Here is a 12739-nt window from a genome sequence, read left to right as displayed (position 1 = left end):
TCTTTCTATTGGGAAGTTTTATCAGATGTGGTTTCGCGAACGAGCTCGCGAATTAGGTTCGTAAATATAGGAAATTGCGTTGTTTCTTCATACGGGGAATGACCACCTTCAAGGATTTGAAAATCGACTTGATTTGCAGGTAACCCAGAATGATCGAGAATATATTCTACTGTACCTGCTGGCACAGCTAAATCACGCATTCCTGTAAACACTAAGAGCTGAGTTTTGTTGTGCTTTGTTAGATAGTCACGCAAAGGTTTGATCGCTGAAAGCGTGGGAGAATAGGCGCGACCGGAGGACCAATTCCAACCAAAATTAGCATCTAAATTCAAAGATCTATAATCGTCTTCAAATTCAATCCCAGTTTTTTCTTTTAGGTAATCTGCGATATCAGGCGCTGCGATTACATTTGAGCGGCCAAGGGCCAATGAAGGATCGTTTGCAGCGTCTGGTCGGTCTTCGCGTTGCGGAGGTTTTTTGACGACGGCTTTTGCTGTGTTTAACCGGCTTATCAGTTTATTGTCTTTTGCGAGCAGGTTTTCTAGGAAATATTGGGTATCTATCCGCAGATTTTGAGACAAGATCGCGGCCTTATCCAAACCTGTAAGCTTGCTGAGGGTTTGTGCGATGTGCTCGGCTTCATCTTGAGGAAGCTTGTCGCCTTTTTGGAGGGCTAGAAGATATTCGGTTTCAGCAAATTCTTGCGCGCGATCGAAGACGTCTCTTTCAAGCGGGAGATCTAATGCGGACTTGCCATAGCGCCATGCTGTGGCTGTCATAGCGGGGAGGGTTGAAACAAAAGCCTGATCATAGTTTGAGAGGCTGCCATCGAGCATTGGGGAAACCATAATCAAACCGGCTGGGGTCACTTCTTCCAGATAGGGTAGTAATTTACCGAGACGAAAGCCGCCATAGCTTTGTCCTGTAATGAAGATGGGTGCGTCTTCTCTTTTGTATTCTTTTATCCAAGTGCGAATGAATAAAGCGACTGCTTCGGCATCATTGTTGATGTCTAGATATTTATCTGCAGCTTCGTCACTATTTGAGCGACTAAATCCCGTGTCGATCGGGTCAATAAAAACAAGATCTGCAGTGTCTATCAATGAGTCAGGATTAAGCGGGAAAGCAGGCTTTGTTTTATCTGTTTTATTGCGGGTAAATGGTCCCATTGAAAAATGGAGAGGGGAGGAAGATGCGCCCGGACCGCCATTGAAGAAAAATATAATGGGGCGTTTGTTGTCATTGCTTTTTGAATTTAAAAGGTAACTCGTTGCAGAGAGAAAGGGTGGGGGGTCTCTTTCTGCAACGAGCCCTATTTCAAGTGAATCCCACTGGATTGACACATGAAATTCTGTGTTCAAAGGGTAGGATATGTCTTTCTTCACGACGTTGAAGAAGATCGGGGGGGGGTGACTTCTTCAGGTGTCTCACACTGAGCTGTCGTTCCAGATAGTGGCAAAACGCTGAACAGGCAGCTCAATACTATTTTTCGAAAGATCATATCCATTTGAATATTCTCGTCTTTAAAACGCAGAACTACTATTCCAAAATCCTGCCACTTACTCTGTTGTGGCAATGATTATGCGGTGTATTCACGTATTTGGAAATGTTTATGTCCAGAAAAGAACCAGCTCTCTAAAGTTGACAATTCATCACCATTTTCGAGATTTATGATGAGGTAACACACTGGAGGTAGGTCAATGAAAATGACTCGTAGAAACTATTTAACACTGAGTACAGCAGGTCTTGCTGGTGCGGTTTCTGCATGTGCTTACGGGGCCAATAGTGAAGCTTACGCTGCTAACGAAACGGTGACGAATTTTCCCGATCGACATAGTTTTGATTTAGGTAAAACCGTCTATCTAAATGCCGCTTCACAACATCCAATGCTGCGTCAATCCCAAGCAGAAATAGATGCGTATTTGGCGCATAAAAAGACGTTTGCTCCTGGCGATGACTATCATCTGAATACAAAAGCGCCCATCGAGAAATTTGCCAAACTTGTGAATGTTGATCCATCTGACTTGACCTATGTTCAAAGCACGACAGCTGGTGAACAAGCCATTTTGCGCTCTTTAGGTCTGCCAAAGAAAGGAGCAAAAATAGTGACGGATACACTGCACTTTTTCGCTTCTCTACCAGTCTATGCAGATTTTGAGAAAAAGGGCTGTGAGGTGACGTGGGTTAAGGCGCGTGACAATAAAATTCATATGGAAGATATGGAAAAAGCTATTCAACCGGGTACGAAGCTTGTGGCCTTGTCTTTAGTTTCAACTTTTAATGGCTTTCAGCATGATTTGAAGGCTGTGTGTGATCTTGCTCATTCCAGAGGTGCATTGGTTTACGCAGACATAATCCATGCGGCAGGCTGTATTCCATTAGATCTTAGTGAAAGCGGCGTGGATTTTGCGGCATGTGCCAGTTATAAATGGCTTATGGGAGATTTCGGTCTAGGTTTTCTATATGCCAGCAAGGCTGGGCGTGCACATCTTGAGCGTTCAAATTGGGGCTATTATGGTATGAGTGAGTTCAAGTCTCACATATATCCTTTTGATCCACCAAGTGACACGATTGTTGATTACGCTTTTTCTGATGATACGTCTGGCTGGTTTGCTCTGGGAACTTATAACCATGTAACTGCTGCTCAGTTGAATGGATCGCTAGAGTATATTCTGGCGCATGGTGTTGATAAGATCCAATCACATGCAAATTTGCTTACGGCGCAATTGGTAGAGGGCATGCAAACGCGTGGATTTGATGTCATTACACCCGAAGGTACATCCACCCCGATTGTTGCAGCTGCCTACCAAGATGCAAGAGAGAAGCTTGGCGCTCGGTTTAAGGATGCAGGTATATCAACATCTATATCGACACACCGTATTCGTCCTAGTGTGTCAGTGTTTAACACCTCAACAGACATTGAGCATTTCCTAGATGTTCTTGGAAATGCTCAATAAAAAATCATTTCTGAAGAATGAAATTTTTCAAATCCTTGCTAAAAGCTTCAGATGTTCCACCTAGATAAAGCATGTGACCTGATGGGTATTCTTTAAAGGTCACTCGATCGAGAGGAACACCGCCAGACTGGATTTGATCATAGGCGGCGGCCGGTGTTGTTACCAGATCATAATATCCTGAGGCTACAAAAACGCGCAGATCTTTATTGCGTCGTAAAGACCAAGCAAGTTCCTGCGCGCTATTCTTTGCAGGGACTGGTGTAAATCCGCGTTCAAAATTCCAATAAGGTAGCAGGTCTTTCCAGCGAATTGCAGTGTAAGGACGCGCGATTTCTACACCGAGATGTTCGCTCAGCAACATATGAAAACCAGCGACAAATCCAGGAACATACTGCGTCATTGCCGCGTCATCTGCAACAGGGTCGTGTCCTGAATTGACGAGAGGAAGTGTGTAGCGACTATCATAGAGGCCAACTTGTAAGCCTTTGTTTTGCAATGCCGTGTTGGAAAATTCACCTTCTGTAACGACCAGATCATCGCCAATTTGTTCTTCGGTCAGCCCCGTTAGTTCTTTCAATTTTTGTAGGATTAGCTCTTTTTCGTTTATCGAAAGAGTGCCGTTATCTGCTTTTAGTAAAGCTTCAAAATAGGTCGTTTTTGAGAATTCAAGGGTTTGATTATAGAAGCTTTCGATTTCTTCTTCAGGCTGTGTCAGACCATGAAAAGCGGCGGTGACAGCAATGCCTGGCAAACGCAAAGCGTGTGCTTTTAAAATCTCATTTTGAGCTTTAGGAGGCGCTGTTGCGCTGTGTTTGTCCAAAGTTGTGCCTAGAAGAATAATACCGTCTAGCGTGATCCCACGCATTACACCGGGAGGAAAAGGACTCCCCAAAAGTGCGCGAGGCAAAATCGCGGCCCGTGTTGAGCCATAACTTTCTCCTAAAACGTATTTGGGAGAATTCCAGCGTTTGTTTTGCGTTAGCCAAAGCTCTATAAATTGAGCGATTGAATCCGCATCTTCATCAACACCCCAGAATATTTTGGGATCTGTTCCATTGAGGGGACGGCTAAAGCCTGTCCCAATAGGATCAATAAAAACCAGATCAGCATAGTCTAAAGGTGAGTTTTTATTATCAATGATTTCAAAGGGTGGGACATTTGTGGGGTTTACATCTTTGTCCAATTTTAGCTGCTTGGGGCCAAGTGCCCCCATATGCATCCATAACGATGCTGAACCTGGACCGCCATTGAAAACAAAGAGCACAGGACGGTTTGCAGTGACTTTATCTGTTCGAATATAGCTGAAGCTAAAAATGCTGCCTGTCGTGTTGCCTGCTGTGTCTTTTAAATAAGTTTCTCCCGCAATTGCATCATAGGAGACCTTGTCGCGTCCAATTTTAATTTGGTGCTGAGTTATCTTGCTATAAGGGGAGGGCTCACCTTTAAAAGTTGGAACAATTTCAGACGATGGAATGGGATTTTGAGCAAGGGAAGTAGGCAGCATTGTTAGGTGGAATACACAGATACCGATACTAAATATTTGAAGCAGTTTCATTGCGTAACTTCCTTTGTTTTTTCAGCAATATAAGCAACTGCTGCAATGTCTTGGACGATGTGTCCTAGAGATTTGAAAATGGTGATGTCTTCACTGCTTGTTCGTGCATCTAATGTTTTAGAGGCCACTTCGCCAATTTCTCCGAGAATATGGTTTTCTGAAATTGCTTTATTTGCCAATGCATGCCTGTATTCGGAGCCTTGGCTTTCTACAGAAGTTTTTGAATCAACAATAAATTTTGAGATAGATACAAGTGCGTCATCTATTTCACGTGGTCCATCAAAGCTTGAACCTACTACGTTCAGGTGTGTACCTTTGGAGACATGGTGTTGGTGTAGAATAGGCGTCGAAGCGCTCGTAACTGTACATATTATGTCAGCTTTTGCGCATGCGGTTTCAACGTGTTGATACGGGGTGCATTTTATGCCTGTAAGCTGCTCTATTTTCTGAGTAAGTTGCGCGGCTTTGTGAAGGCTGCGGCCCCAAATACGGATTTCATTGATTTGTCTGACTTCCAATATAGCTAGCGCATGATGAAATGCCTGTTCACCAGTGCCTAGAATAGTCAAAATACTTGCTTCTTTGCGCGCAAGCAGATTGGTTGCCATGGCGCTAGTGCTTGCTGTTCTAATGGCGGTGATAGCACTCGCATCGGCGATGCAAGTGGGGGCGAGTGTGTCTTTATCGAAAGTAACGACAACGCCCTGATGAGAGCCTGATGTTTTGTCAGTTCGGCTCGGGGAAACGGCAACAAGCTTAGAGCCAAAAATATCGAAATCGCCTAACGTACCGCCCATAATACCAAACATTTTATCTGCACCTAAAGGCAGAATTTGTCGGAGCATTTGGCGTGTTTCATTCGATGACAGTTTGATCATTGCATCCTGCATTATGCGGATGCAATCGATATAGGTTAGGTGAGTTTCTACGTCTTTAGCAGAAAAAACGCGCATTTATAATGTCTCGTCGAGATTGCTTTGTTCACCTGTAATAAGGGTTTTCAAATCCTCACAGAATAGTTTGGCTGAGTTTTCTATTGAATAAGCCATGTGGCCACCTCGGTAAAAAGATAGTTTTACGCGGTCTTTGGGCCAATCGGATTGCATTGCTGCATAGCGTGCACCACCAACAGTGGTTTGCGCATCATGATAGCCGTTGGAAATGACCAAACGAAACTCAGGGTTGGCTTCAAATGCTGGGTTTAAATGATCCCCATATGCATACGCGCCAAATGGTGACACATCTATCCAATCCCAACTTGGCAGGCCGCCAAAATATTCACCATTCACATATGAGTCGGGCAATGGAAAACCAAACACGTCTTGGAAATAGGATGTAAAAGCTTTGATATAACGCTCATAAATCACTCTAGAAGGATCAGCAGGACCTTCTTCATCAATTGAGCGTGAATACCGGATATCGGAGTTTCCAAGGAGTAGTTTTTTGTCTTTGAAAAGTTCGCTACGGTATTGTTGCTTGGTTATGCGGATATTGTTGTCGACATAAAATTGCGCAGGGATGCCAGTGTATTTTTCTAGCTTGGCTGAAATCGATTGTACTTCGTTTGCTGAGAGCAGATTGCCTTTATAGAGAGCTGCTAAATATTCACTGTCCGCAAAGGATGTGGCTTCGTTTATGAAGCTTTCAAATGTATAATTAGCTTTATCTGCAACATCTAAATCCCATGCGGCAGCAGCTAATGTGGGGAGTGAAGCGACATAGCTAATGATGTTTTGTTTGCGTTGCGCGTATTCTATAATGTTGACGGCTTGTCCCATCAGCATCACACCTTCAAGTTGGATGTCTGGGTGTTGCGTTGTGAGCATGCCGGCGGCCAATGCGGCGCGCATCGTTCCAAAGCTTTCTCCAACAATAAATATCGGTGCTTGTTCTCGATTATGCAGCTGTAACCAAGTCGTTGCGAAGTCTACAAATTGTTGAGCGTCTGCTTCAAGTGAGGTGTAGACGAGTGGATCAATACCTTCAGATACTTTGCTAAGTCCGGTTGAGGCTGGATCAAAGTAGACAAGGTCGGCGACAGCTAGAGGGGAATATGTATTTTCAATGAGTTTTGCATTTTCTACATTGATAGAAATATCATCGTCAAAAGCAACGCGATAAGGGCCTGTTGCCCCGATGTGAAGTGGTATGGACGATGAGATTGGACCGCCATTGAAAACAAAAAGAACGGGGCGTTCCGTCTTTGCGGTTTCATTTTCAGCAACGTAAGAAATCGTAACTAGTTTTGCCCCGAGTTCTTTGGAATTTTTTTGAATCTCGATTGTTTCTAATGCGGCTGTATAGGAGATTTTCTTATCTCCGAATATGCCGGTTTTTGAAACAGAAGTTTCGTATACGGATTGACGATGCAGTGTTGCATCATTGCCTTTGGTGGCATCCGCGACTGGAGCTGCATTGCAGCTCCAGAACATTGAAGTAGCGGCTATAATTGCCGTGAAGAAAAAGAAAGGTTTTTTCATTTTAATCCATTCATTTTCAAGTTGTTAGCTAACGAAATGCTAGAACATATAGTTCAGTCCAACAAAGTAACGGCGACCTAGAATGTCACCATAGCTCAATGATGGGTAAGAAGGTGCTTCATCAAACATGTTTTTAACACCAGCGCGAACGGTCAAACCATTTTGCAATTCATAAGCTGCTGATAAGTCATGAGTGTAGTTTGAGCTGATGAGGTGGTTTGGATTGTTTTCAATCGTTGCACCTTCTTCAGCTAGGACACTGTCCAGATAGCTCATTTTATATGTCGCACGGAATGGGCCGTTAACATATCCAGCATCAATTCTTGCGGACCAGTCTGGCTGGTCAACAGTTCCATCTGTTGAAACAAATGTTGTTCCTGTGACGGACGTTGAATAATCAGACACGTGTGTCGCTTCTACCCCAAACGAAAACTCTCCAGATAAGCTTTTAGCGATATCAGTTAAGTCAAAACTATAGTTTGCGTAGTAAACTTCACCTCTGAAAACGACTTGCCCAGCGTTAAATGTCGTTGTCCGTCCAGATATTACCGAACCTGCCTGAATGGTTGAATCTGTGCTCGCTTGAAGACGTGTAAAGGCAGAACAAACATCAGCGGTTTGACCAACACTGTCATAACAGGCAGCCATAAAGTCTTCTGTCGTGAAGGCGGACAATCCGTCTTCAAGGTCAATTTCTATTCGGTCTACAGATAGCGATAGGCCTGATACTAGGAAGTTATCAAACACTATTCCATATGTTGTTGTGTCAGAAACTTCGTTTTGTAGTTCTGCATTTCCACCCGAAGTGATGGATGCATAGGTGAAGTTTTCAGAATAGTCTTGGAATGTGTCTAGATTAGCATATTGCGGGTTCGCAGCCCATTCAGCTTCACAATTTGCACGGCGAAGAGCGGGATTTGGACCGGCGTTGATATTGTCTGAATCACAAGGGTCGTTACCAATGCTGGAAAGTGCAACTGATGTTGGAGCAAAGAGCTGTTCTAAGCTTGGTGCACGGAAGTTTCGGCTTTTTGTTGCACGAGCTGTGATGCCGTCAAGAATTTCCCAACGTAGTCCCGCACTCCAGACAGATTCTTTACCTGCTATCGAGTTTTCTACATATCTATATGTACCATCCAGCTCTAGAGCATGAATACCCGGAATAGACATTTCTGGACTTACAATAGGGACGAGTGTTTCAATTGAGAATTCATTCGTGCCGTATGATCCTGAGGTTGCCTCTTGTGGTGTGCCAGTGTCGACAAGTCCAAGTAGGTTTGCTTCGAGCGGTGTGTATCTGGCGTGTTCGTGACGGTGCTCATATGCGAGAACTGCATCAATAGGACCGGCGGGCAAGTCGATGATTTGTGTGCCTATTGTTGCCAACAGACCCATTTGTTCGTTTTCGTAAGTGTTACCGGTCATAACCGATACATATTGACTAGCTGCGCTGCTAATATTGCCTGCACCAAATGGGTTGAGTGCGACACAGCTTGCATCATCATTTGTTGAATCACTATCTGCATTTACGCTACAGACCGCTGTGCCAGTTCCATCATCGACTGCGTTGATAGCTTTATTGAACTTTGCGAAATCGACTCCCCAAGCTTTTTCACTACCACTCACTTCAGCGTAGCTACCTGAAATCTCCCAGTAGAAATTTCGATCTCCGGCATCAAAATCACCTTCAAGCCCAAGCATGAGACGCGCAGTGTTGGTTTCATTTTTTGTCAGGTTTGAGGGGGCTAGGTCATCATAGAAATGACGTGACAACCACATTGGTGCACCAAAACCAAAGGCTGGGTTGGCAGCACTTAAGTCGGCGACATTTTCATCTGTCAAAAATGCGTTGGTGGCAAAGAAAGGTATTGCCCCATAAAATGGGTCAGCTTGGTTTAGTACAGATCTAACATAGCCTTGACCAATGCTTTCCGCGTCTGTTTTAGAATATAAAAACTCACCATTTAAGCGAATGTTTGATGCAATATCATAATGGCCAATAAGGTTGGCTGTAATTCTGTCGACACCTGTGCGCAGACCTACAAGGTCGGAATAACGTGTACCTTGCCCACCTTCGGCAAATGGAATGCCGACAACATTTCCTGGGTCGTATGAAGTGAGGCCGCCATCTGATCCAAACTGGATCGGAGAACCATCAATGTTTGTTTGAAAAAAGGTAAGCGGTGCAGGCGTGTTATAGACGACGCCATTGCCATTAAAATTCCAGAAATAGGCTGGAAGAATTTCAGCAACTGACGGAATACCATCATTTGGACCTGTATCCAGAGGATTGGCGAGGGTGATACGAGAGCGGTTTGAGGCGTCAAAATCAGAGAAGCGCGCGATTGGGGAGGTGGAGCCTTCAATGTTGATAGCTATGTTACCGCGATTGTCATCGAAGTTTTTACCTGCAGTTAGTCTGTAGGATGTTTGCTCGTAATTACCTTGCTCAGTGTCACCATATTGAAGGTCTAATTCCAAACCGTCATAGTCATCTTTCAAAATATAGTTCACAACACCAGCAATAGCGTCTGAACCATAAACGGCGGCACCACCAGCCTGAACAACGTCGACCCGTTTAATCAAACCTGTTGGGATGATATTGGCGTCAACTTGAGATTCGCCAAGCCCACTAGATGTGGTTACGAAACGTCTGTTGTTCACAAGTGTAAGTGTGCGGCCAGCGCCCAAGCCAAAGATATCAGGATATTGTTGTCCACTACCGGAGGCATCACCGCTTCCATCGGCTTGATTTAGTTGTGGAGCAAGCGCTGTCAGGTCATTTAGCAAGTCTGATGCAGTGCTGTAGCCTCGGTCTGAAAAGACTTCTGGAGTTATAGACGTAATAGGTGATGGTGTTGATGCCACTGATCGCTTGATACGACTGGAAGTGATCGTCACAGTCTCCATTTTTGTCGTTTCAACGACTTCATCCGTTGTGGCCGTCTGTGCGACAGCTAGTGGAGAAAGTACGGTCGGTAGCATAGCGATTGTAGCACATGTAGAGAACATGCTTTTTAGAAAAATAGACTGGCTCATCATTATCCCCTGAGGTAGCTGTGTGGCTTGTTTCTTAGCTTTTTGGTTGCCCTTAATTATCCACGCTAAGAGGTTGTCGATGGTTTTTTTATACTTATTTGCGGCCCTGAAGCGGTGGCTTTGCAACAAATATGCGACAATTCCTGCTTGGAGCATAAAAATTCCTCTTCATCGAAGAGACTTATTCTTGCTCTGTACGAGGCGTGCTGAGGTAGTTTTTACGTCCGTAAATTACATAATAAAGTATTCCAATTAGAGACCAGATTAGCAGGGCGAGAAAAGGTCTATAATCTGTTTGGAATCCTAAAATGATAATGATGACACTTAAAATAACGCCCAGATAACCAAGTGATTTAATAACTTTGCGAGATGGTTTGAAAAAAGCTTGGTCGTGCAATTGAGGCTCAAGCTTTAACAATCGAATGCTGCTTAAACATATGGCGGCATATTTTAGAAGTGTTGGGATGTTTACTGCAAGGAATAGAAAAATAAGACTGTCAGGTGTAAAGAGACCCAAGCAACATAGTCCAAAAGTTAAAATGACTGCATTTCTTGGTATGCCATTTTTAGGGTCTATCTTTGCAAGTGCTGACGGAAGCATTCCTGATTTGGCCATGGCGTATAAGAAGCGTGTCAGGATAATGAATGTGGCGTTAATCGAGCTTCCGATTGAGACGATCGCAGTTAGAAGAATTAGCCATTTCCCGTAGGTGCCTATACTTATTTGTGCGCTATCCAATAAAGGCGTTTGCGTCGCGAGTAGGTTTGTGTGTCCGAGCACACCAATAGTGACGACAGCGACAATCAAATATACAGTGCATGTTAATAACACTGACAAAACAATGCCCAATGGAATCGTTTTCTTTGGTTTTTTGATTTCTCCACCGACTTCGACTGCGCTTTCTATTCCGAGAAAGAGAGAAATCATTAGAGGTATCGCAGCCAAGGTGCCGGATAAGCCCTGCGGTGTGAAGGGGGTGAAGTTTTCGATCTGAATATCTGGAATGCCCGTGATTGAATAAAGTGTACACGCAGACAATAGAATGCAGAGCATCAGCATTTGTCCAAAATTGGCGACGGATATTCCGATCATATTCATGAGAAATACGAGGAGGAAAAAAACAAATATTGTCGGTTTTGATGGAAGATCTATAACGTTGCCGATATAGCTGACCAGTACCATTGTTAAGACTACTAAGGCCGCCGTACTGCCAGCAATGCGTAACCAGCTAATGAAAAAACCTGCAAAGGGTGAGATAAATCGACGGGGCCATTCAAATGAAGCCCCTGTCACAGGGACGGCAGACCCCATAAAGGCATAAATTAAAGCAAATATGATCATCGGGAACATGGCAAGCGCCATGGAAATGAGCATGCCCGGCCCAGCTAAGGAATAAGCAGGTGGTATGATCGAAAAAATCGAGACACCAATTGCTGTGCCCATACCCAAGGAGACAACACCCCACAGGCCTATGTCCCGACTTAATGTTGTTTTGCTTGATTTCATTGAGAGTTAAACTCGCGAACGGATTGTGCAGAAGAGACTGAGTGGTTTTCTTTAAAGGCAATGAGACCTTCAGAAAGGCGCTTTAGTCCTTCTTTGAGAATTTCTGGTGTGCATCCATAGCCAATTCTTATGTGTCCAGCAGCGCCAAAACACTCTCCGGGTATGACTGCAACATTGTGATTGTTTGCTAGCCAGTAGCTAAAATCAACTGTATTTTCAATGCCGATCAATTTGGGAAAACAAATGCAACTATGCAGATCTGTGCTCATTTCTATGTGGTTGGATTCACTCATTTTGGTGAGCCAGCGTTTCATGACGGGTGTGGCTGTATCTACGATATCACGTCTTAGAGCGTCCAGTTCATTTGACCGCAGGAGAGTTTGGGCTGCAACTGCATGAGACAATTTCGATGTCGTCATATCATGTTCGCGAACATAATTCTTTATGGGTATCAGGGTTTGACTGCCTGCGAAGATCCAACCAAATCTGAGTGTATTTAAACCATAGTTTTTGGTTAGGCTGCCAATGCGTATGATATTGGGGTGTTCTTGAACTTTTAAACCATTAGAGAATTGTTCTTTATAGTCCAAATAGACTTCGTCTATCAGCAGATAAATTTGACGCTTTTCAAGTTCCCGCGCTAACCCTTGCAAGTCTTGCAATGGGGTGTAGGCCCCACTGGGGTTATGTGGATTTGAAATGATGACTATTTTTGTGTTGGCTTCCAATTTGTCTAAAATATCAGGAAGTGTGATTTCAAACTCTGGAGCTTTGCGCTCGAAAGAAGAATATGTGATGCCGGCATTTTTTGCGCTTGATCGAAAAATATCAAAGCAAGGGTTTTCGATGACAACATGATCACCTTGCTTGCAAATAGCGCCCATTATAAAATTAATTGCAACGCTTGCGCCTGAAGTGCATAAAATATGCTGGTTGGGAATATCGTATCTTGATGCCAACCAGTTTTCCAAACTTGGGTGATTTCTAGAAAATACACTTTTGTAGTTTTGGGGCGTGGCGGTGGCAAATGTATCGCGTACTATCTCTGATAGAAATGAAGTCGGCTCAGGAATAGAACTTTCAAATAGAGGAAGTATTGGGTGTTTTGACTGTCTGGAAATGTCCAGAATGTCTCTTATCCAGTGAGCGAGAGGTGTATTGTAGTTGCTATTGGAATTAGACACGTATTTTTGATCCTGGA

The 12739-nt window shown here is 43.9% G+C and carries 8 protein-coding genes; 1 reads left to right on the top strand and 7 read right to left on the bottom strand.

Annotated features, from left to right (window positions below; all coding sequences use genetic code 11):
- Positions 1 to 5 precede the first annotated feature (5 nt).
- Positions 6 to 1343 carry a S10 family serine carboxypeptidase-like protein gene (locus tag HBAL_RS13480; protein WP_159098041.1) on the bottom strand — a complete coding sequence of 446 codons (1338 nt, stop codon included), beginning with the start codon at positions 1341 to 1343 and terminating at the stop codon, positions 6 to 8.
- 357 nt (positions 1344 to 1700) lie between these two features.
- Between HBAL_RS13480 and HBAL_RS13475 the strand changes: the two genes are divergently transcribed.
- Entirely contained in the window at positions 1701 to 2957 is a 1257-nt protein-coding gene (locus HBAL_RS13475; protein WP_015828498.1) for an aminotransferase class V-fold PLP-dependent enzyme, read from the top strand.
- A gap of 4 nt (positions 2958 to 2961) precedes the next feature.
- On the opposite strand, the gene HBAL_RS13470 is transcribed toward HBAL_RS13475, so the two are convergent.
- From HBAL_RS13470 to HBAL_RS13445, 6 genes are all read right to left on the bottom strand, one after another.
- Positions 2962 to 4512, bottom strand: a complete 1551-nt coding sequence (locus HBAL_RS13470; protein ID WP_015828497.1) for a S10 family peptidase — start codon at positions 4510 to 4512, stop codon at positions 2962 to 2964.
- Positions 4509 to 5465: an ornithine cyclodeaminase family protein gene (locus HBAL_RS13465; protein WP_015828496.1), complete on the bottom strand. Its 957-nt coding sequence runs from the start codon at positions 5463 to 5465 to the stop codon at positions 4509 to 4511. The genes HBAL_RS13470 and HBAL_RS13465 overlap by 4 nt, the downstream gene beginning before the upstream one ends.
- Positions 5466 to 6992 (bottom strand): S10 family peptidase, encoded by a 1527-nt coding sequence (locus HBAL_RS13460; RefSeq protein WP_015828495.1) that lies wholly within the window; start codon positions 6990 to 6992, stop codon positions 5466 to 5468.
- A gap of 39 nt (positions 6993 to 7031) precedes the next feature.
- On the bottom strand, positions 7032 to 10031 hold the full coding sequence (locus tag HBAL_RS13455; protein ID WP_041302387.1) for a TonB-dependent receptor domain-containing protein: 3000 nt from the start codon (positions 10029 to 10031) through the stop codon (positions 7032 to 7034).
- A gap of 181 nt (positions 10032 to 10212) precedes the next feature.
- Positions 10213 to 11538, bottom strand: coding sequence for an APC family permease (locus HBAL_RS13450; protein WP_015828493.1), 1326 nt, complete (start codon positions 11536 to 11538; stop codon positions 10213 to 10215).
- Positions 11535 to 12722, bottom strand: a complete 1188-nt coding sequence (locus HBAL_RS13445; protein WP_015828492.1) for a pyridoxal phosphate-dependent aminotransferase — start codon at positions 12720 to 12722, stop codon at positions 11535 to 11537. Before HBAL_RS13445 ends, HBAL_RS13450 begins: the two co-directional genes overlap by 4 nt.
- Between the last annotated feature and the right edge of the window lie 17 nt (positions 12723 to 12739).

This window comes from Hirschia baltica ATCC 49814 (genome assembly GCF_000023785.1).
GTDB lineage: Bacteria > Pseudomonadota > Alphaproteobacteria > Caulobacterales > Hyphomonadaceae > Hirschia > Hirschia baltica.
The sequence above is the reverse complement of the archived record's forward strand: the minus strand, read 5'-3'. Positions and strand labels throughout refer to the sequence as shown.

Excerpts from the sequence above, each read along its gene's own strand:
- HBAL_RS13465 (WP_015828496.1), bottom strand. The coding sequence starts at position 5,465 with ATGCGCGTTTTTTCTGCTAAAGACGTAGAAACTCACCTAACCTATATC.
- HBAL_RS13460 (WP_015828495.1), bottom strand. The coding sequence starts at position 6,992 with ATGAAAAAACCTTTCTTTTTCTTCACGGCAATTATAGCCGCTACTTCA.
- HBAL_RS13475 (WP_015828498.1), top strand. The coding sequence starts at position 1,701 with ATGAAAATGACTCGTAGAAACTATTTAACACTGAGTACAGCAGGTCTT.
- HBAL_RS13450 (WP_015828493.1), bottom strand. The coding sequence starts at position 11,538 with ATGAAATCAAGCAAAACAACATTAAGTCGGGACATAGGCCTGTGGGGT.
- HBAL_RS13470 (WP_015828497.1), bottom strand. The coding sequence starts at position 4,512 with ATGAAACTGCTTCAAATATTTAGTATCGGTATCTGTGTATTCCACCTA.
- HBAL_RS13455 (WP_041302387.1), bottom strand. The coding sequence starts at position 10,031 with ATGAGCCAGTCTATTTTTCTAAAAAGCATGTTCTCTACATGTGCTACA.